General features: G+C 55.6%; 17 protein-coding genes and 1 riboswitch. Of the genes, 9 read left to right on the top strand and 8 right to left on the bottom strand.

All coding sequences use genetic code 11. The features are described 5' to 3' along the window. Positions 1 to 50: 50 nt before the first annotated feature. The 3 genes from HED22_RS06310 to HED22_RS06300 all read right to left on the bottom strand — a co-directional run bounded on the left by HED22_RS06310 (position 51) and on the right by HED22_RS06300 (position 4,743). Complete coding sequence (locus HED22_RS06310) at positions 51 to 1,457, bottom strand: VOC family protein (protein WP_167720233.1); 1,407 nt, start codon at positions 1,455 to 1,457, stop codon at positions 51 to 53. 198 nt (positions 1,458 to 1,655) lie between these two features. Further along, a complete protein-coding gene (locus tag HED22_RS06305; RefSeq protein ID WP_167720231.1) occupies positions 1,656 to 3,605 on the bottom strand; it encodes a nucleoside-diphosphate sugar epimerase/dehydratase in 1,950 nt (649 codons plus the stop codon). Between the two features lie 124 nt (positions 3,606 to 3,729). After that, a complete protein-coding gene (locus tag HED22_RS06300; protein ID WP_167720229.1) occupies positions 3,730 to 4,743 on the bottom strand; it encodes a glycosyltransferase family 4 protein in 1,014 nt (337 codons plus the stop codon). 216 nt (positions 4,744 to 4,959) lie between these two features. On the opposite strand from HED22_RS06300, the gene HED22_RS06295 reads away from it, so the two are divergent. Both HED22_RS06295 and rpe read left to right on the top strand, forming a co-directional pair. Then, positions 4,960 to 6,303, top strand: a complete 1,344-nt coding sequence (locus HED22_RS06295; protein ID WP_167720226.1) for an RsmB/NOP family class I SAM-dependent RNA methyltransferase — start codon at positions 4,960 to 4,962, stop codon at positions 6,301 to 6,303. 132 nt (positions 6,304 to 6,435) lie between these two features. Continuing rightward, the gene (gene rpe, locus HED22_RS06290) at positions 6,436 to 7,101 is read left to right on the top strand and encodes a ribulose-phosphate 3-epimerase (protein WP_167720224.1); all 666 of its coding nucleotides are present in this window, start codon (positions 6,436 to 6,438) and stop codon (positions 7,099 to 7,101) included. Positions 7,102 to 7,186: 85 nt separating this feature from the next. Here the strand turns inward: rpe and HED22_RS19795 are convergent, their stop codons facing one another. Further along, positions 7,187 to 7,318: a DUF1674 domain-containing protein gene (locus HED22_RS19795; RefSeq protein ID WP_368484480.1), complete on the bottom strand. Its 132-nt coding sequence runs from the start codon at positions 7,316 to 7,318 to the stop codon at positions 7,187 to 7,189. 377 nt (positions 7,319 to 7,695) lie between these two features. Here HED22_RS19795 and HED22_RS06280 point away from each other — a divergent pair, with 377 nt between their 5' ends. From HED22_RS06280 to HED22_RS06260, 5 genes are all read left to right on the top strand, one after another. Then, positions 7,696 to 10,077 (top strand): Tex family protein, encoded by a 2,382-nt coding sequence (locus HED22_RS06280; protein ID WP_167720220.1) that lies wholly within the window; start codon positions 7,696 to 7,698, stop codon positions 10,075 to 10,077. A 117-nt stretch (positions 10,078 to 10,194) separates the two neighbouring features. Further along, positions 10,195 to 10,302: riboswitch (TPP riboswitch) on the top strand. A 69-nt stretch (positions 10,303 to 10,371) separates the two neighbouring features. Further along, entirely contained in the window at positions 10,372 to 11,181 is an 810-nt protein-coding gene (thiM, locus tag HED22_RS06275) for a hydroxyethylthiazole kinase (RefSeq protein WP_167720218.1), read from the top strand. Continuing rightward, positions 11,178 to 11,825 (top strand): thiamine phosphate synthase, encoded by a 648-nt coding sequence (thiE, locus tag HED22_RS06270; RefSeq protein WP_167720216.1) that lies wholly within the window; start codon positions 11,178 to 11,180, stop codon positions 11,823 to 11,825. Before thiM ends, thiE begins: the two co-directional genes overlap by 4 nt. A gap of 152 nt (positions 11,826 to 11,977) precedes the next feature. Further along, complete coding sequence (locus HED22_RS06265) at positions 11,978 to 12,316, top strand: hypothetical protein (protein WP_254869802.1); 339 nt, start codon at positions 11,978 to 11,980, stop codon at positions 12,314 to 12,316. A 297-nt stretch (positions 12,317 to 12,613) separates the two neighbouring features. Further along, positions 12,614 to 13,219: a superoxide dismutase gene (locus HED22_RS06260; protein WP_167720213.1), complete on the top strand. Its 606-nt coding sequence runs from the start codon at positions 12,614 to 12,616 to the stop codon at positions 13,217 to 13,219. Between the two features lie 60 nt (positions 13,220 to 13,279). Here the strand turns inward: HED22_RS06260 and HED22_RS06255 are convergent, their stop codons facing one another. Continuing rightward, positions 13,280 to 13,888: a TetR/AcrR family transcriptional regulator gene (locus HED22_RS06255; protein ID WP_167720211.1), complete on the bottom strand. Its 609-nt coding sequence runs from the start codon at positions 13,886 to 13,888 to the stop codon at positions 13,280 to 13,282. A 109-nt stretch (positions 13,889 to 13,997) separates the two neighbouring features. Here HED22_RS06255 and HED22_RS06250 point away from each other — a divergent pair, with 109 nt between their 5' ends. Continuing rightward, positions 13,998 to 14,528: a DUF1772 domain-containing protein gene (locus tag HED22_RS06250; RefSeq protein WP_167720210.1), complete on the top strand. Its 531-nt coding sequence runs from the start codon at positions 13,998 to 14,000 to the stop codon at positions 14,526 to 14,528. 51 nt (positions 14,529 to 14,579) lie between these two features. On the opposite strand, the gene HED22_RS06245 is transcribed toward HED22_RS06250, so the two are convergent. Genes HED22_RS06245 through HED22_RS06235 form a run of 3 tightly spaced genes read right to left on the bottom strand, consistent with a single transcriptional unit; the run spans position 14,580 to position 18,682 of the window. Next, complete coding sequence (locus HED22_RS06245; RefSeq protein WP_167720208.1) at positions 14,580 to 16,079, bottom strand: aldehyde dehydrogenase family protein; 1,500 nt, start codon at positions 16,077 to 16,079, stop codon at positions 14,580 to 14,582. Between the two features lie 60 nt (positions 16,080 to 16,139). Further along, the gene (locus HED22_RS06240; RefSeq protein ID WP_175581124.1) at positions 16,140 to 17,456 is read right to left on the bottom strand and encodes an aspartate aminotransferase family protein; all 1,317 of its coding nucleotides are present in this window, start codon (positions 17,454 to 17,456) and stop codon (positions 16,140 to 16,142) included. 38 nt (positions 17,457 to 17,494) lie between these two features. Further along, positions 17,495 to 18,682 carry an FAD-binding oxidoreductase gene (locus HED22_RS06235; RefSeq protein WP_167720206.1) on the bottom strand — a complete coding sequence of 396 codons (1,188 nt, stop codon included), beginning with the start codon at positions 18,680 to 18,682 and terminating at the stop codon, positions 17,495 to 17,497. Between the two features lie 280 nt (positions 18,683 to 18,962). Between HED22_RS06235 and gcvA the strand changes: the two genes are divergently transcribed. After that, positions 18,963 to 19,895 carry a transcriptional regulator GcvA gene (gene gcvA / locus HED22_RS06230; protein WP_167720204.1) on the top strand — a complete coding sequence of 311 codons (933 nt, stop codon included), beginning with the start codon at positions 18,963 to 18,965 and terminating at the stop codon, positions 19,893 to 19,895. The last annotated feature ends 22 nt before the right edge of the window (positions 19,896 to 19,917 follow it).

The following is a 19,917-nucleotide window of genomic DNA, read 5'->3' as shown; positions in this document are numbered from 1 at the left end:
AAGCGGGGCAGCATCACTGCCACCCCGTTCAAATTCTACCAAGCTAGCGATCAGGCAACGTTTTTACGCACACCAAGTGTTTCAAGGGCAGTGTTCAGGGAGTCCTGCTCAAGGCCAGCGTAGAGGGCAAGTTCGTCACCAACCGGCGCCCCAAGGCATTCCTCGAACACATCCTGATTGGACTGTTCGGAATAGTTCTTCTGTTCGTCACTGCCAAGATTCGACTGGAAAATCCCGGCGGCACTGACCGGCAGGAAATCCTCATAAATGATCGGATCTGCCCGCAGATACCCCTGATCTACCAGCTCATCGATAGAACTGGTCAACTCACTCTTCCTCGCTGCATTCAGACCAGCCTTGGTCGGGCTATAGCGGAAGAAGGCCAGTTTCTCGACACGCAGGGTTTCGTAATCATCCGGGAAAGCCAGGAAACGTTCGGCCAGTTCCGTTTCGTAATCACGCGCGTTCGATCCACCGGCATTGATCTGCACCGCAAGGCGGGTCGCGGCCAAAAGCGTATCGTAAAGCTTGCGGCCTTCTGCAGTCAGGGCAATGCCGCGCTGCTCGATCTCGCCAAAGCGTGCGGTGTGGGTGCCAGCCTTTTCATCGGCCTTGTTTCCGATGAAGTTTACCGATTCTTCCAACGCCTTGAAGCTGGTCTGACGCAGCACGATCGGGCAGGACCGTGCGGGCGGGCCTTCGACAATGGCCTTGGGCGTAATGCCGCGTTTGGGCATGTCTTGTTGCACGGCATCGATATCAAGGGTGCGCGGCGTCAGGTGGTTGATATGCGGCCCCTTGAAGCAGACAACATCAGCAATCAAGCGATGGGCATCATGCAGCTTCTGATAGGTTTCAAGCGTTACGGTCGCATCACTGTGCCAACGGAAGGTTTCCAGTGCCTCGGAAACGAACTGTTCGGTCTGGCTTCGGGTCAGACCACCATTTTTCTCTGCCAGATAGATCAGCTTGATCGCATCCGCGGTAAAGATGTCACGCTTTGCCAGAATGCTCTCGGCCTGCTTTCGCAGATCTTCGTCTTCGATCAGTTCAAGACGCAGGAGCGAGGTAAAGACGCGGAACGGATTGCGTTTAAGCGCTTCCTCGTCAACCGGGCGGAAGGCGGTTGAATGCACCGGCACACCGGCAACGGACAAGTCGTAATAGCCGACCGGATGCATGCCCATGACCGCAAAAAGTCGGCGCATGTTGAAAAGCTCTTCAGGCTTGCCCAGCCGGATTGCACCATGGCGCTCCAGATCAATACGCTCAAGCTCGCCATTATGCTCGAGGCTTTCGGCAAATTTGGGATCAGCTTCAAGCATGTTCTGATTGATTTCGGAAACCAGCTCCATCAGCGTGCCATATTGCGGTACTTCACTGCGATACATGTCAGACATCGCGCTGGAAAACATCGAACGGATTTCATCAGGATGGACAAAGGCGTCTGTCGACATGGGGCCTCCAAAAGACGGGATCACATTGAACCTGTGGAATGACCTTGCCGGACAAGATCATTCCCAATCAGCATCAGAATGGGAAAATATGGCCCGTTTTCAGGCATGACAAACGACAATTTGGCACGAATTCATTCCAATAAAGAATGAACATGCGGCTCTTCGAACGACAAAAGGAAAATGCAGTGAGAAATAGCTTTAAGAGGCTGTCTCGGTTTCGCTGCCATTCTTGTCAGCAAAGATCGACTTCACGCCGATCTCGGGCGGCTGAAATTCCGGGACCAACTGACTGATCAGTTCCAGCGTTTTTGCCGTGTTGCGGTTGGTCGCACTGTCTTCAAGCGCATCAAAGACCTGCTTGATAAGACCGTAATCAACCACACGCGGCGCTGCCAGAAGCACACCATCAGTTTCGGTCGGAACGGGCGGCTCGGAATCGTGGAAAAGCTCTTCGTAAAGTTTCTCGCCGGGGCGCAACCCGGTGACCTTGATTTCCACATCCTCATCGGGTTGCAAGCCCGAAAGCAGGATCATCTGTCGGGCGAGATCGATGATCTTGACCGGACGCCCCATATCAAGGACGAAAATCTTGCCACCCTCGGTCACGCCATGACGCCCAAGTTCTGCGGACTGCAGAACAAGTTCCACCGCCTCGGCAATGGTCATGAAGTATCGGGTGATACCTTCGTGGGTTACGGTCAATGGGCCGCCAGCCTCAAGCTGGCGCTTGAACAGCGGCACGACGGAACCGGTAGAGCCCAGAACGTTGCCAAAGCGCACAGTGACAAAGCGTGTCGATCCACGTTCTTCAGGCGGCAAGGTTTCCAGCGCCTGACAGTAACATTCCGCCAAACGTTTTGATGCCCCCATGACATTGGCCGGATTAACCGCCTTGTCAGTTGAAATCAGAACCATCGTACCCACACCGGCTGTTCGGCAGGCCTCAGCCACATTGCGCGTGCCAAGGGTGTTGGTCAGGACACCTTCATTGGGGTTGTGTTCGACCAGCGGCACATGCTTGTAGGCTGCCGCGTGAAACACGATTTCAGGTTTGTAGCGATCGAATACCTGACCGATCCGGGTTCGATCCCGTACATCGCCCAGAATACTGTCGCGCGGCAGGTCGGGGTATTTTTCCGCCATTTCCATATCAATGGCGTAAAGCTGGAACTCGCCGGCATCCAGCAAGGTCAGGCTGCTGGGGCCATAGGATGCGATCTGACGCACCAGTTCCGAACCAATCGACCCACCTGCGCCGGTGACCAGAACCCGCTTGCCGGCAATCATTTCGCGCACACGATCGCGATCCAGTCTGGCCTGCGGACGCCCCAGCAAATCTTCAATCGCGACGGGGCGAATTTGCAGCGGATCGGCAAGGCCTTCGCGCAGATCACCAAGTTTCGGCAGACGCGCCAGCGTCATGCCATAGCGATCAGCAACCTCGACCCATTTGGCGTTATCTTCATGGCGCAGGGCATCACCGCTCAAAACCAGTCGACGCGGCAAGCCATATCTGCCCTTTTGCAATTTCCGAAGGACGTCTTCGAGCTGATCGACAGTCGCCAGAACATCAACGCCATGCATGTTCCGCCCGACCCGGCCCTGGGTCAGGGAAACGATACCAATGACCTTGAATGGGGTATCAGCAGAACGTTCGGTTTCACGGATAAAGGCTTCTGCTTCATCCCCTGCCCCGATCAGCAGGACTGGCAGGCGTGATGTGCCTTGGCGCACCAATGCACGCGCCGTCGATTTATCCTTGGCAATCCGATAGGTCAGACGCGATCCGCCCAGAAGCGCCATCAGCAGGAACCACTGAATGATCGGCGCTGAACGCGGCATCCAGTCCAGACGCGTGGTCAGAAACAGAACAAGGAAAAGGACGGCAACCGCAACAGAAACCGCTTTGGCAATCCGGATGACGTCATTCAGCGACGCATACCGCCAGATGCCGCGATACAACCCGAAATACCAGAAGGATACGGCAGCAATCAGCGTAAAGATGCCAGCCGAAAACAGAATATTATGCGGCGCATAGTAAACCACGCCTTCGCCGACCCGCAGGTACAATGCCAACGGGAAGGAGATTGCCGCCATGATGATGTCATGGACAAAGGCGATATGGCTTCGCTGAAACGATCGCAGCATGCGGTCCCTTATTCGCAGGTTTCTGTTTTTATAAGGATATACCCACTTTGCGATTGGCGGATAAGGCTTTCTTTTTCGCGCCCCACCCCGATCAAGTCAAGCAGTGCACGCATCGGATGAATGTTCATTTGTCCATACTGTCGCGCACCGGCATGCGCACCATCATCCCGACCAGTCCTAGCACAACAATCAACGCGGCAATCACCCGCATCCAGTCCGGTGTGTCACTTTGCGCAAAACAAACACCGATCAATACAAGATTGCTGATCAGGATCATGACCGACACCCGTGCGTGGGAAAAGCCGCGCTGAGTGGCCTTTTGGTAGAAATGTTCGCGATGGGCCTGCCAGATTTTTTCGCGCCGCAGAGCGCGCTTGATCAGGGTAAATGTTGCATCAAACAGGTAATAGGATGGCAGGATCAGCGCGATCGCCCATGCGCCTTCGGAAGCGACCTTTAACAATACCCAGCCCAGTATAAAGCCCAGCGGGACTGAGCCAACATCGCCAAGAAACAGTTTTGCCGGATGCCAGTTCCAGATCAGGAACCCGATCATGATCGCAAGAATACCAAGCCCGATATAACCAAGCCCGATAAATTGCGGCAGCGGCACAAAAAGTGCCAAGATGAAAACCCCGAGGCCAATTGACCCGGCCTCGACCCCGGTAATGCCATCAATCCCGTCCATGAAATTGAACAGATTGATAAACCAGACCCAGGCCAGAACCACCAAAACATGATCCAGCCAGATTGGAACCAAACCACCCAGAACCGGTTTATCAAGCGCCAGCATGCCGATAAGCACGGCAACAAATTGCAGGGCAAAGCGTTTGGCTGCCGACAAATCATGGCGGTCATCAAGCCAGCTCAGCAATCCAAGCCCCGCACAAGCACCCAGCATTAGCCAAGGCCCGATTGCACTCACGCCAGTGAAACCAAAAACAACTGCAACCAACACAATCAAAAGCGGCGTTACGGCAAGCCCGCCACCACGCGGAGTCGGCACAGCATGGCTGGAACGATGGTTGGGCATATCGAGGATCGCCTTGCGCCGCAAATAGTTCAGAACCACCCACGTCAGCAACATTGAGCCGATCAGAAAGATGCTTGCAAAGGTCGCAAGTCCGGCAAAAGTCATCGTTGGATCGCCCTTGTCCCTGTCTCCGTCAGATTGATCCGTCTGGATTAGCCGGACCCATCCCCTACCGCAAGGCTTTTCACCCCGCCCCGTGTAGCATCCATTACCGACACAACCGCACAGATCAGCCATGCCATGCAAAACCATGCTTGATGCTTTACAGTTTGTCGCGCTGCGCTTAACTACTGCACATAAACCGAAACCGGAGATATCCCTTTGGCAGAACGTCGTTCCCGTCCGTCCCAGCGCAACGCCCCCCGCAAACAGGTGGAGGCCCCGGATCCGCGCATGCTTGCGCTTAAAACCCTGCAGGAATTGCGCGGCGGTGAAGTGACGCTGGACGAACTTCTGTCAAAGCATGGCTATGGCCTGCCATCGCTTGATCGTAATTTCCTGCGTCAGCTTCTTGGCACCACATTGCGCCATCTGGGTGAAATTGATGCGGTGCTTGCCCCGCGCTATCAACCACCACAGGACCGGGTTGCTGCACGCCTGACCAACATCATGCGTCTTGGCGTCGCCCAGTTGTTCTTTATGGACACAACCGATTACGGTGCAGTCGACAGCACGGTCAATCTGACCCGCGATGCCGGTTTGCATAAATATGTGAAGCTTGTGAACGCAGTTCTGCGGGGCTTGCAGCGTGACGGCTTTGAGTGGCCAGAAGGTGTCGAAGACTGGCAGCTTAATATCCCGGCATGGCTGCGCGGATCATGGAAAAAGGCCTATGGCGCTGAGATCGCCCAGGGCATTGCCGAGGCCAGCCTTGGTCATGCGATGCTCGATCTGTCGATCAAGGACCGTACGCAATCTGCCGAGTGGGCTGAAAAGATGGATGGCATTGTCCTGCCGACCGGATCAGTTCGCCTTGAACCGGGCCGACGCATTCGTGATCTGCCGGGTTACAAGGATGGTGATTGGTGGGTACAGGATGCGGCGGCGGCCATTCCGGCAACCCTGTTTTCGGCCTACAAGGACAAAACCATCTATGATCTTTGCGCCGCTCCTGGTGGCAAAACCATGCAGCTGGCATCTCATGGCGCCAGCGCAATTGCGGTCGATAAATCCGAAGGCCGCCTGAAACGCGTGTTCGAAAACCTTGAGCGCGTCTCACTGGGCGCGGCTGTTGTCACGGGCGATGCCACCGATCTGGCACCCGATACGCCACGCGCCGATGCGGTATTGCTTGATGCACCTTGCTCTGCGACCGGTACCATTCGTCGCCATCCCGATATTCTGCTGCGTCAGAATGACAAACTGATGCGATCGCTTCTGCCAATTCAGACCAAGCTTCTTAATCAGGCAGACAAGCTTTTGAATGTCGGGGGCGAGCTGATCTATTGCACCTGTTCGCTGCAACCCGAAGAGGGCGAGCATCAGGTCAAATCATTCCTTGCCGATCACCCGAACTATGAACGCAAAGCCATCAGCGCTGATGAGCTTGGTGGCTGGGATGAGGCTATCAATGATGACGGTGAACTGCGCATCTTGCCAATCCACATGGCCGATTTTGGCGGCATGGACGGCTTTTTCTGCGCCCGCCTTGTCAAGAAGGCCTGACTTTCAGCCAAAAGTTCATGGTTTGGCGCACACGACGCAGCCTTGAGTCCCATTCGGGTGACATGGGGGGCAATTTGGGTTATGAGAAGCCCGAATTTCCCATATCCCGCATTGCTTCAGGACCCGAGACGCATGACCTCGTCAAACATTAAAATCGCACCTTCGATCCTTTCGGCCGATTTCGCACAGCTTGGCGTTGATGTCCGCGCTGTTGATGAAGCCGGTGCAGACTATATCCACATTGATGTGATGGATGGCCATTACGTGCCCAACATCACCATTGGCCCGGACGTGGTGAAGGCACTGCGCCCGCACAGCAACAAGGTGTTTGACGTGCATCTGATGATCGCGCCGGTCGATCCCTATATCGAGGCATTTGCCAATGCCGGTTCTGACATCATCACTATCCACGCCGAAGCCGGCCCGCACCTGCATCGCTCGCTTCAGCTGATCAAATCGCTCGGCAAAAAGGCTGGTGTGTCGCTGAACCCGTCGACCCCGGAAAGTGTCATTGAATATGTCATGGACATGGTCGATCTGGTTCTGGTCATGACCGTGAACCCGGGCTTTGGCGGTCAGAAATTCATTCCAAGTCAGCTTGAGAAAATCAAACGCATCCGCAAGATGATTGATGCCACCGGCCGCGATATCGACCTTGAAGTCGATGGTGGCGTAAACCCGGAAATCGCGCCCAAGGTGATCGAAGCTGGCGCCAATGTTCTGGTTGCCGGTTCTGCGACCTTCAAAGGCGGCCCGGGCGAATATGCCAATAACATCAAGGCCATCCGCGGCGCGTAATTCGCAGCTTCACGGATCGCAAAAACAATTAAGGCCGGGGCAATATGCTCCGGCCTTTTGCGTATCTGGCTCAAGCAGCCTGCAATCAAAAATCGATGCAGCGGCCCTTGTTTTCCCAATCGCCAAAGCGGGTCGGTTCCGGGCCTTTGGGTCCGCCGATTTCGCGGGCCTTGGCAGCAGCTTCCTTGGCGGCCTTGGCTTCTGCGAGCGCATTGATTGCATCCTGAGACAACTTGGGTGCTTCCTCTGCCCCGGCAATGTCGTCAGATACCGCATCGGTATCAACCTGCGGCTCTGCCTTTTCCTTGGGAACTTCGTGGATGACGGTTTCGCGGAACTTTCCGGCCATTGGCTTCTCCTGCTGTGGGCGCGGCCTCGTAAATCATATTTGCCAAAGAAATAGCGTCCCCAACGGGTATCGGCAAGTCTGCTTGCCGATACGGCAAACGGTACTCAAACCCGTGTGATTTCAGGCCTTTGGAATCAAACAGGGAATCCTGATGTGGACGCGCGCGAAATTTTGGCAAAAACAGACTCTTTCCCAGTGCGCTCAAAGCCGTTATTCCAAGCGTACGAGCAAAACAAGGAGAAACCATGCGTCCAATCCCCCAGCGTATCGCCGAAGAACTTTCGGTTCGTCCGGAACAGGTCATTGCCACCATCGAGATGCTTAATGAAGGCTCCACCGTTCCGTTTATCGCCCGTTACCGCAAGGAAAAAACCGGCGGGCTTGATGACACCCAACTCCGTACGCTGGAAGAACGCCTGCGCTATCTGACCGAGCTTGAAGAACGCCGCGCATCGGTGCTTGAAAGCATCCGTGAGCAAGAAAAACTCACCCCGGAGCTTGAAGCCCAGATCAACGAGGCCGACACCAAGACCCGCCTCGAAGATCTGTATCTGCCCTACAAGAAAAAGCGTCGCACCAAGGCCCAGATTGCGCGTGAAGCCGGGCTGGAGCCACTGGCCGACAGCCTGTTTAACGACCCGACGCTTGAACCGGAAACCGAAGCGGCGAAATTTGTCGATGCCGAAAAAGGCATTGAAGACACCAAGGCCGCCCTTGATGGTGCGCGCCAAATCCTGATGGAACGCTTTGCCGAGGATGCCGACCTTGTTGCCAAACTGCGTGATCATTTGTGGAATGAAGGTGAAATCACCGCATCCGTGATCGAAGGCAAACAGGCCGAAGGGGCCAAGTTCTCAGACTATTTCGAACATTCCGAAAAAATCAAAACCTGCCCGTCGCACCGTGCGCTGGCCCTGTTCAGGGGCCGCAATGAAGATATCCTGCAGCTAAAACTGACCCTTGGCGCTGAGGATGAGGCGCGTCCGCGCAGCCAGCCGGGCCGGGCCGAGGTGATGATTGCCACCCATGTCGGTATTGCCGACAAAGGCCGGGCTGCGGATAAGTGGTTGATGGATACCGTGCGCTGGACCTGGCGCGTCAAACTGTCGCTGTCGATCGAGCTTGATCTGTTTGGCACGCTGCGTGATTCCGCCGAAGAAGGTGCGATCAAGGTGTTTGCCGATAACCTCAAGGACCTGTTGCTGGCAGCCCCCGCCGGGCAAAAGGCGACCATGGGTCTCGATCCGGGTGTGCGCACCGGGGTCAAGGTTGCGGTTGTTGATGCCACCGGCAAACTGGTCGATACCGCTACGGTTTACCCGTTCCAGCCACGCAATGACGTTGAAGGCGCGATCAATACCATGGCCGCCTTGGCGTCACGCCATCAGATCGAACTGATCGCAATTGGCAACGGAACCTTTTCACGTGAAACCGATGAGCTTGCCGGTCAGATGCTTAAACGTTTCCCGGCACTTAAGGCGACCAAAGTCATCGTCAATGAAGCTGGCGCGTCGGTATATTCTGCATCGCAGTTCGCGGCCGAGGAATTCCCAGACCTTGATGTATCGCTTCGCGGGGCTGCATCAATTGCCCGCCGCTTGCAGGACCCGCTGGCAGAACTGGTGAAGATCGAACCGAAATCCATCGGTGTCGGTCAGTATCAACATGATGTTTCTGAAACCAAACTGGCACGTTCGCTTGATGCCGTGGTTGAGGATTGCGTGAACGGCGTTGGGGTGGACCTTAACACCGCCTCCATCCCGCTTTTGACCCGGGTGGCGGGCCTGACCGAAACACTGGCGCGCAATATCGTCGGATACCGCGACTCCAACGGTGCGTTTCAATCGCGGGCAGATCTTAAAAAGGTCGAACGTCTGGGACCAAAGGCATTTGAGCAATGCGCAGGCTTCTTGCGTATTCGCGGGGCAACCAACCCGCTTGATGCATCGGCCGTGCACCCGGAAGCCTATCCGCTGGTCGAAAAGATCAGCTCCAAAGCTGCTAAACCATTGGCCGAGCTGATCGGGGACTCGGCCTTTATCAAAACGCTGCGCCCGGAAGACTTCGCAGACGACACATTTGGTGTGCCGACCATTCGCGACATCATCGCAGAACTGGACAAACCTGGCCGCGACCCGCGCCCGGAATTCAAGACCGCCAAATTCACCGAGGGTGTGAATGAGATCAAGGATCTGCGCACCGGCATGAAGCTTGAAGGCACGGTCACCAACGTGACCAATTTCGGGGCGTTTGTGGATATCGGCGTGCATCAGGATGGCTTGGTCCATATTTCGCAACTGGCCGACAAGTTCGTCGAGGACCCCCGCCAAGTGGTCAAGGCCGGTCAGATTGTGTCGGTCACCGTGATGGAAGTCGATGCCCCGCGCAAGCGCATCGGGCTATCGATGAAATCGGCCCCCGATTACGAAGGCACACGTGAAAAGCGCGGGGATAATCGCGGTTCTGCACCGCGTGGCGGCCAAGCCGGTCATGGCGGACGCCCACAGCAGTCTTCAGGCCCGCGTCATCAAGGCGGCCAAGGCCGAGGCAATGCCGGTGGCGGCTCTGGCGGTGATGGTGGTGCCATGGCAGCCGCCCTTAAGGCCGCTATGGAACGGCGCAAGTAACGCGAGCCAAGACATGATCGAAACGGCGGGATGACCGATGCCAATCCCGCCGTTTTTGATTTGTACGTTCATGCCAATCGGATGAATTGACAGAACACGGTTTAAAACCCATCTTGAGCCTTCACCAAGGGGAGCCCCGCCAAAGGGGGCTGAGAAACTGCCGCGCAGTGACCCTTTGAACCTGATCCAGTTCATACTGGCGTAGGGACGGTGCGGACGCTGATCACAACGTTCTCCATCTTTCCGACTTCGAACTGGGTCTCCAACCGCAAGTTTCTGCATTGGAGCCTCGACATGACGACTGAAATCCCCCGGACCGCGAGCGATCTGTTTGAACGGATGCGTGCGACCAATCCGCTGGTCCAATGCATCACCAATTATGTCGCAATGAACTATGCCGCCAATGTGCTGCTGGCGGCGGGTGCATCGCCCGCCATGGTGCATACGCCCGAAGAATCCGGTGAATTTGCTGCCATCGCCGGTGCGCTGACAGTCAATATCGGCACCCTGTCGCCCAACTGGGTTGAAGGCATGATGGCTGCTGCCAAATCGGCCAACGAGGCGGGCAAGCCCTGGGTACTTGATCCGGTGGCCCACTTTGCCACCGGCTATCGCCGGGAAGCTGTGGCAGCGCTTTTGAAACTCAAACCCACTGTTATTCGTGGCAACGCATCGGAAATCATTGCCCTTGGCGGCGGTCAAAGTGCCGGTCAGGGTGTTGATAGTGGTGATCCGGTCGAACAGGCTGAAGAAGCCGCGCGCGGTCTTGCCAGTGCGCAAGGTTGCGTTGTTGCCGTCACCGGAGAAGTTGATTTCGTCACCGATGGCAATCGCTCTGTCCGCATTTCCGGCGGGTCGGACCTGATGCCGAAAATCACCGCCACCGGTTGCTCCCTGACCGCGCTTGTCGGGGCCTATCTGGCGGTTGCACCGGATCAGGCGTTTGACGCCACCGTTGCCGCCCTTGGAAACTTTGCCGTAGCAGGCGAAATCGCCGCAAAAACCGCGAATGGTCCGGCATCCTTCATGACGGCCTTTATCGATGGTTTGCATTCTCTTGATGCCGCGACTTACGCCAAGAACCTTCGGATCGACGTTCTATGAAGTCGTTTGATCTGTCGCTTTATCTCGTGCTTGATCCCGATCTGTGTCGCAGCCATTCGATGGTGGAAACAACGATGGCCGCGATTGCAGGCGGGGCGACCCTTATTCAGCTTCGCGACAAGAAGGCCGGGACCGACGGCCTCATTCGGGTTGGTCGGGAACTGATGCAGGCCATGGAAGGCACAAACGTGCCATTGATCGTCAATGACGACATTGATGCTGCCATCGCCATTGGCGCGCATGGTCTGCATGTCGGTCAGGATGATCTGCCATCGCAAATTGCCCGCGACCGCCTTGGCGCGGACAAGATCATTGGCCTGTCGATTGAAAGCGAAGAGGTCGCGCAAAAGGTTGACCACAGCATTGTCGATTACGTCGGCATCGGACCGATCTTTGCCACCCCGACCAAACCGGACCATAAACCGGCCATCGGATTTGACGGGCTTGAAAAGCTGGTGCGGATGGTCGGACTACCATCGGTCGCAATTGGCGGGCTTAAGGGTGAACATGTCCTGCCGGTGCTTGAAAGCGGTGCAGATGGCCTTGCAGTCGTCTCGGCGATCTGTGGGCAGCCCGACCCCGAACAGGCCACCGCCGATATTGCCAAAAAACTTAAGTCAGCGCGGACCCATCTGCCACAATAGGCCGCCAGTCGCGCGGGCGTTGGCTTTCACAGTGCCAATGTACATGCCCGCGCGCCTACTGCATGCCTGCCGCGCCCAAAGCGCAGTCTTTGGCACGGAAATGCCCTATTTGCGCCGTTAATTCTTCGGCTTCGCACGCCAGATTACCAAGCATGAACCAAGCACAACCGCGCGAGGAAGACATGCTTAGATCTCTGCGCAGCAAGCCGGTTGCCATTGCCCTGATTGGTCTTATGACGATCACGACAGCCGCGCTGGCTGCTATCAAATCTGCCCCGAAACCGACAACGGACAGTGTCACCATCCATTCCGAAATGACCAAGGGTGAGGTCACGCTCAGCCATCAGGATGACGGTACTATCGCAATCAAACGTGATTGCGTCCGTTTCCCGTGCAAGATCGATATCTCGTCACTCCGGCGCGGTGAATATGACGTCACCCTGACAAATGGCGACGAAAGCCAGAAGATGATGGGGCTCTATAAAGAATAGGCACCCAGCCTTCACCAACACCCGGACGCGTCAAAATTTTCCAGAAATTTCCGGGAACGTTTTTGGGGCCCGGATGTTCATAATGTATCAGACCATCAAACGGTAACGCCCCGACACGTTGCATAAACGCCCATGCGTGCTAGATAAGAGATCACGGGTAACACACCCAATGCACCTGTTGGTCGTGCAACAAGGCTTTCCAAATTGTTGCACGGGATTTTCACTTTTATCGAAGGTGCAAAAAGGGATATGTTGCGTTACCGCACAGACACATAATGAAAATCGAGGAATTGTATCATGGCATTTGAACTCCCAGCACTTCCGTATGCATATGACGCGCTTGCACCGGTCATGTCGGCTGAAACCCTTGAGTTTCACCATGACAAACACCACAACGCCTATGTTGTGAACGGTAACAAGCTGCTCGAAGGTTCGGGCCTTGAAGGCAAGTCGCTCGAAGAAGTCGTTGTTGCATCCTATGGCGACGCTTCCAAAGCAGGCCTGTTCAACAACGCTGCCCAGCACTGGAACCACATCGAGTTCTGGCAAATGATGAAGGGCAATGGCGGCGGCGCCATCCCGGGCGAACTCGAAAAGAAAATCGTTGAAGACTTCGGTTCGGTTGATGCCTTCAAGGAAGCCTTCGTTCAGGCTGGTGTAACCCAGTTCGGTTCCGGCTGGTGCTGGCTGGCAATGGACAAATCCGGCAAACTGGTCGTCACCAAGACCCCGAACGCGGAAAACCCGCTCGTTCACGGTCAGACCCCGCTGCTCGGTTGCGATGTTTGGGAACACTCCTACTACATCGACTACCGCAACGCGCGCCCTGACTACGTTAAAGCGTTCCTCGACAAGCTCGTTAACTGGGAATATGTCGCAGAGCGCTTCTCCAAAGCTGGCTAATCAGCAACGCTTTGAGATTGAATTAAAGAAAGCGGCTCCTTTTCGGGGCCGCTTTTTTGTTTAGGGATTATGTTCCGCAAACAACTGACAGAGTTGGTCATAGGCACAATCCGCACGTGTTGTAATGTCGGCATTGGATAGATCAGAAAGTGTTCCGATAACCCGGCGCACCTGCCAGTCCCCGACCAGAAGAGACAAATACGTCTCTGCCACATTTTGGGCATCCCCCTCCTTGAGCCAGCCTTGCGCAACCCCGCGATCAAAAACATCGACAATCATCGGCATGACGGTATCGCGGCCACATTCACCAATCACCTCGCCCAACATGCCTGATGTATCGGATGCTGCTGCACGGTTCAGCATCACGGCACGCTCACTGACCAGCAGTTCCAGAAGCCTTGGACCAACGGCCTTGATGATATCTGCGGCTGCATGATCGGGTTGTGATAAATCACGAAGCATGTCTGTCACGGCACGCGCATTTTCGCGCACCAGTTCGGCAAAAAGACCGCGCTTGTCGCCATACCAGCGATACATGGTTTCGTTTGAGGCGCGGGCGCGCTTTGCAATCGCGAGCATCGACGCACCGACATATCCCTTTTCGTGCAGGATTTCATAGGCAGCCTTTTCAATATTTTGTTTTCGTTGAGCCTTGGTAATCGGGGGCATGTGCAGTTTATCTCCGATTGCTTGACATAATCGTACACATATGTACGATTATGTACCGTATAGATATGTACGGTTACAGGATTTTCCCAACCAATGAAAGCGTAGAGCCATGATCATCGCCACCCGTTTTCTTGCCTTTGCCGCCATCCTGTTTCATGGCGCGATTTTCGGGTTTTTCTATGCCTGGGTTTGTTCAACAATGTGGGGATTGGACAGTGCGCCCCCTGAAACTGCTATCGCGGCCATGCAGGCAATGAACGGATCAGTTCGAAATGCGACCTTTGCCCCGGCATTCTTTGGCACACCGGTCATTTCCCTTGTAACCGCAATTCTATGTTTTGCGACCCAAAGCCGTACTGCCGGATACTGGTTTTTGGCCGCATGTGTAACTTATTTTTCGGGCGGACTGTTGCTAACCATGGCCGTCAATGTGCCAATGAATGAAGCCCTGGCATTAATCGAAATACCGGCGGACCCACAAGCCGTTGGTAAAATCTGGTCCGACTATTCCGCACCTTGGCAATTCTGGAACCAGACCCGTACCGTATTGTCCGCCATCGCCCTGGTATTTGCGATGTTGGGTCTTTATATGCTTGCGCAGCGTACCCTTTCCCCGGCAGGTCATAATTCGCATAAATAAACCCCGCCGGAAAACCGGCGGGGCTTGGATCAAACCGGATCAACGATGTGATCAGATATCGAATTTAATACCCTGAGCCAATGGCAGCTCGCGGGAGTAGTTGATGGTGTTGGTTGCGCGGCGCATGTAGCCTTTCCAAGCGTCCGAACCGGATTCACGACCGCCACCGGTTTCTTTTTCACCACCGAAGGCACCACCGATTTCAGCACCGGACGGGCCGATATTGACGTTGGCAATACCGCAATCGGAGCCAACCGACGACAGAAACAGTTCGGTTTCGCGCAGATCGGTCGAGAAGATGCACGACGACAGGCCCTGCGGGACGTCATTCTGAAGCGCGATGGCTTCTTCAAGCGTCTCGTAGGTCATGACATAAAGGATCGGTGCAAAGGTCTCGTGCTTCACGGTCTCGGTCTGACCCGGCATTTCAACCACCGACGGGGTGACATAAAACGCATTCGGGTATTCCGATTCCAGGGTGCGTTCGCCGCCATGAACGGTACCGCCGTCTTTCTTGGCGTTCGAAAGTGCCGTCTGCATGTTGGTATAGGCTTCCTCGTCGATCAGCGGACCAACCAGAACACCGTCTTCCAGCGGATCGCCAATTTTCACCGACTTGTAGGCCGCAATGATTTTCGGCAGCAGCTGATCCTTGACGTCCTTATGCACGATAAGACGACGCAAGCTGGTGCAACGCTGACCACAGGTACCAACAGCCGAGAACACAACCGCACGAACGGTCATATCGATATCTGCCGACGGGGTGACGATCATGGCGTTGTTGCCGCCCAGTTCCAGAATGGTACGGCCAAAGCGCTGCGCAACACGCGGAGCAACTTCGCGGCCCATGCGGGTCGAACCGGTTGCGGAAATAAGCGCGACGTCACGGCTGTCGGTCATGATCTCACCGATTTCACGATCACCGACAACAACCTGATGCAGGTTAGCTGGTGCATCGCCAAATTTCGCCATCGCCTTTTCAAGGATCTTCTGGCACGCCATTGCTGTGACCGGGGTTTTTTCCGACGGTTTCCAGATCACGGCATTACCGCAAGCAAGTGCAAGCGCAGTGTTCCATGCCCACGGTGCAACCGGGAAGTTAAACGCGGTGATCAAACCGGCAACGCCAAGCGGATGCCAGTTTTCCATCATTTTGTGGCCCGGACGTTCGGACGCGATGGTCAGGCCGTAGAGCTGGCGTGACAGACCAAGGGCAAAATCGCAGATGTCGATCATTTCCTGAACTTCGCCAAGACCTTCCTGATAGATCTTGCCGCATTCAAGCGATACCAAACGGCCCAGCGGCTCTTTCGCGGCACGAAGTTCATCACCCAGAAGGCGTACCAGTTCGCCGCGACGCGGACCGGGCACCTGACGCCATGCGCCAAACGCCTTTTTGGCATTGCCGATGACATCGGTCATTTCGGCCGGGGTGGTTTCGGTAACACTTGCGAATTCCGAACCGTCAACCGGGGTCTGGACACTGAGCGTGCCATTGGCAATCTCTGCTTCGGACAGACCAAGTTCGGTCAGAATGGATTTGTAGCTCACAGTAAAACTCCCTTCGTTTTAAACTCTCCGGCGCGGATCACCGGCAAATTCGATCTCTGTTCAATCCTTGATATCGGCCACCTTGGGGAGCAGCTTGGCGATGATGGCAAAGGCCTCATCGACCTGATCAAACGGAATGGTCAAAGGTGCCAGCAGGCGCACAACATTGGCGTGTTCACCACTTGGCATTAACAATAGCCCGTTTGCGCGAGCCAGTTGCAACAAGGTTTGCAGACGTTTGGGTGACGGTTTGCCGTCATCTGCAATCAATTCAAAGGCACGCATCGCGCCGATCCCGCGCATGTTGCCGATCACATGCCCACCGGGCAGATCGCGCAGCCATGCGATATGGGTGGCGTATTTTTCACCAAGCTGTTTGGCGCGTGCGGTAAGATTTTCAGTTTCCAAAACCTCAAACACGCCCGTTGCCGCAGCACAGGCCACCGGGTTGCCCGAATAGGTGCCGCCGAGCCCACCGGGGGCAAGCGCATTCATGACATCCTCGGCACCGGTAATGGCCGCCAACGGGAAGCCACCACCAATACCCTTGCCCATCACAAGGATATCGGGTGCAACACCGGCATGCTCAATGGCAAACATCTTGCCGGTTCGGGCAAAGCCCGACTGAATTTCATCGGCGATCAAGACCATGCCGTTTTCATCACAAAGACGACGCAGGGCGGCAAGGAATTCACCATCCACAGCACGAAAACCGCCTTCGCCCTGAACGGGTTCGATCACCACTGCCCCGACCGATGCCGGATCGGCGGAAACAGCAAACAGCTTGGCAATGCCCGCCATCGCATCATCAACCGATACACCGGTTTCAGGGCAGGGATATGGCAAATGCCAAACAGGCCCCGGCAGCGGGCCAAGCCCGGTTTTGTAGGGTTTGGTTTTTCCGGTCAGTGCCAGTGTGGCAAGGGTCCGACCATGAAACGCCCCCTCAAACGCGATCACCCCGGTGCGACCGGTAAAGGCACGCGCAAGCTTCAGCGCATTTTCCATCGCCTCTGCCCCGGAATTGGTCAGCATTGATTTTGCCGGGCCTTCAATCGGGCAGTTTGCCGACAGCCAATCCGTCACCGCGACATAAGGTTCATGCGGCAGCGCGTTATAGCAGCTGTGGGTAAAGCGTTCGCACTGGGCGGCAACGCGTTCCATCACGACCGGATTGCGATGGCCAACATTCAACACACCGATCCCGCCAATGAAATCGATATAACGTTTGTCGTCGACATCCCATGCCTCGGCATTGAGCGCACGATCAAGATAAACCGGATGCACATTGCGCACGCCAGCAGATACCGAGCCCGTGGCACGATCCCGGATCAGGGTGCTGTCATCAGCAGATTTGGTGTTTTCGTCACGGGGCATGTGGGGGCTGCTCCGACCTTTTTGATGATACAAATGACTTAGATAACGTTCAGTTCAAGCACCGGGGCATTATCGCGGATGCGCTCATAGCCAAACACTGACAGATCAAGGGTTTCGTACGCGCCTGTTGTGATCAGCTCGGCAATGCCACGACCAACTGCCGGGCTTTGTTGCAGGCCGTGGCCCGAGAACCCGTTGGCAAAGATGAAGTTTCCAACATCGGTATGACGGCCCAGAATCGCGTTCTGATCCAGCAGGTTATAGGAATAATGGCCCGCCCAGGCATTAACGACCTTGATCGCCTCGAACCGTTCGCACCGCTCATACAGGCCCGGCCAGATGATGTCGTCAAACAGGCTGTGATCGACATCGAAATCCCAGCATTCCGGATCGCGGTCCTTGGGCGGGGCGATGCCGGTGATAAAGAACTCGCCTTCCGGGCGGACATAAAGACCGCTTGGATCAATCAGCATCGGACAGGATGCGTTGATGTCTTGTGCATCCCGACAATTGAACACAAAGATGCAGCGTTTGCGCGGTTCGACCGGAATTTCGAGACCCGCCATGCTGGCGACCTTTGATCCGCCGGTGCCCGCAGCATTAACAAGCTGTCCACAACCAAAACGACGACCGTCTTTCAGAACCACACCCGTCACTTGATCGCCATCACGCAGGACTTCGACGACTTCGCCGTCAATATAGTCAGCACCGCGACGACGCGCCTGTTTGCGAAACGCCTGCATCAGGGAATAGGCATCAAACCATCCCTCCCCGGTGCGGCCCCAGCAACCAGCCGCCAGATCAGATGTATTCATCCACGGATATTTTGCAGCCAAATCATCCGGCTCCATCCAGATGATGTCGCCACCAAATTCAGTTTGCGTCGCGTGGTTCTGACGCAGGATGTCGCGGCCCTGATCGGTCGCAAGGATCAGATAGCCCTTTTCATGCAGGGCAATGTCGACGTCCGGGTCAAGATCGCGGTTCAGATTGCGCAGAAACTGAATGCCATAGGCCGACATTTCAATATTGATCGGGGTTGAAAACTGCTGGCGGATCGATGCCGCCGAGAGGGCCGTCGAACAGAACTCATAGGTCGAGTCCTTTTCAATCACCAGAACCCGGCCCTTGAAATCATCACGGCCTGTCAGATGCCATGCGATGGAACTGCCGACCACGGCACCACCGACGATGATCACATCATAATTTTCGTCAACAGAACCCATTCTTGCCTTCTACCCAATGCAATATGTTGCCGTCCGGCCCTTGGTGGTCCGGTATTTTGAATGTTGCGCTGGATACCGTTACACGAATGAAAAGGGGGAGCTATCCTTCCAAAACATTCCAAAGTAACAGCATTCCAGCGCGGTTGGCCTTCGGCCCAATCGCTTCTTGGGGTGGCGCGAGGGGGCTTTGAACCGTTTAAAACGGTACGCCTTGGCTGCACAGCAAACAAACGATATATTCGCACCATATCATTCCATTTTGTTATGAACTGGTTTCACCATGCGCCGCGTCCTGCCCTCCCTTACCGCCCTGCAATTCTTTGAAAGCTCGGCCCGCCATCTGTCCTTTACTCGGGCTGCCGAGGAACTCAATGTCACGCAAAGCGCGATTAGCCGTCAGATCCGTGCGCTTGAGGAATACTTGGGTCGCGATCTTTTTCGGCGTGTCAAAAAGCGCCTGAAACTGACAGCGGCCGGTGAAGCCTATGCAGCCCAAGTACGCGACCTTCTGGACCGGGCGGAGGCCGCAACCCTTCAGGTCATGGCCTATTCCGATGCGGGCGGGATGCTTAATGTCGGGACCTTGCCGACATTTGGCGCACGTTGGCTTGTTCCACGCCTGGGCGATTTCAAGTCGACCTGGCCTGACATTCAGCTCAATCTCATTACGCAAACGCGTGAGTTTAATTTCGACCGGGAAGGCATAGATATCGCCATTCACTTTGGCGAAGACAACCTGCCGGGTTGTGTGACGCACCGTCTGATGGGAGAAACCCTGATTGCGGTGTGTGCGCCCAAGCTATTGAAGGAAAATGATGATCTGCCGATTGCACGTGAACGGGTGCGCAACTGCACCCTGTTGCAGCATTCAACCCGCCCGCGCGCCTGGCAGGACTGGCTGGCGGCAACCGGTGTTGCCGTGGTTGATGAATTGGCCGGCCCCCGGTTTGAGCATTTCCACATGGTCATTCAGGCGGCTGTGGCGGGGCTTGGACTGGCGCTTTTGCCGGAATTTCTGGTGCGTGAAGAACTTGAAAGTGGGCGACTGGTCGCACCGTTTGATGTCTCCATCCCCAATCAGCACGCCTATTACGTGGTCTACCCCAAGGAAAAGGAAAACAACTTTGCCGTCCGGGCATTCCGTGACTGGCTGATTGCAACGTGTCGCACCGAACAGGAAGGGCGCACCGTCCCGTCCGGCACCGCCGCCTGATATCGTGCCTGTATAGAGCCAG

Source organism: Thalassospira sp. HF15 (assembly GCF_011806525.1).
Lineage (GTDB): Bacteria > Pseudomonadota > Alphaproteobacteria > Rhodospirillales > Thalassospiraceae > Thalassospira.
This window is presented reverse-complemented; position numbering and strand designations above follow the sequence as displayed.

What these genes read in the sequence shown, in the direction of transcription:
- HED22_RS06260 (WP_167720213.1), top strand. Translation starts at nt 12,614, where the DNA reads ATGGCATTTGAACTCCCAGCACTTCCGTATGCATATGACGCGCTTGCA.
- thiM (WP_167720218.1), top strand. Translation starts at nt 10,372, where the DNA reads ATGACGACTGAAATCCCCCGGACCGCGAGCGATCTGTTTGAACGGATG.
- rpe (WP_167720224.1), top strand. Translation starts at nt 6,436, where the DNA reads ATGACCTCGTCAAACATTAAAATCGCACCTTCGATCCTTTCGGCCGAT.
- HED22_RS06250 (WP_167720210.1), top strand. Translation starts at nt 13,998, where the DNA reads ATGATCATCGCCACCCGTTTTCTTGCCTTTGCCGCCATCCTGTTTCAT.
- thiE (WP_167720216.1), top strand. Translation starts at nt 11,178, where the DNA reads ATGAAGTCGTTTGATCTGTCGCTTTATCTCGTGCTTGATCCCGATCTG.
- HED22_RS06255 (WP_167720211.1), bottom strand. Translation starts at nt 13,888, where the DNA reads ATGCCCCCGATTACCAAGGCTCAACGAAAACAAAATATTGAAAAGGCT.
- HED22_RS06265 (WP_254869802.1), top strand. Translation starts at nt 11,978, where the DNA reads ATGAACCAAGCACAACCGCGCGAGGAAGACATGCTTAGATCTCTGCGC.
- HED22_RS06305 (WP_167720231.1), bottom strand. Translation starts at nt 3,605, where the DNA reads ATGCTGCGATCGTTTCAGCGAAGCCATATCGCCTTTGTCCATGACATC.
- HED22_RS06300 (WP_167720229.1), bottom strand. Translation starts at nt 4,743, where the DNA reads ATGACTTTTGCCGGACTTGCGACCTTTGCAAGCATCTTTCTGATCGGC.
- gcvA (WP_167720204.1), top strand. Translation starts at nt 18,963, where the DNA reads ATGCGCCGCGTCCTGCCCTCCCTTACCGCCCTGCAATTCTTTGAAAGC.
- HED22_RS06235 (WP_167720206.1), bottom strand. Translation starts at nt 18,682, where the DNA reads ATGGGTTCTGTTGACGAAAATTATGATGTGATCATCGTCGGTGGTGCC.
- HED22_RS06280 (WP_167720220.1), top strand. Translation starts at nt 7,696, where the DNA reads ATGCGTCCAATCCCCCAGCGTATCGCCGAAGAACTTTCGGTTCGTCCG.
- HED22_RS06240 (WP_175581124.1), bottom strand. Translation starts at nt 17,456, where the DNA reads ATGCCCCGTGACGAAAACACCAAATCTGCTGATGACAGCACCCTGATC.
- HED22_RS06310 (WP_167720233.1), bottom strand. Translation starts at nt 1,457, where the DNA reads ATGTCGACAGACGCCTTTGTCCATCCTGATGAAATCCGTTCGATGTTT.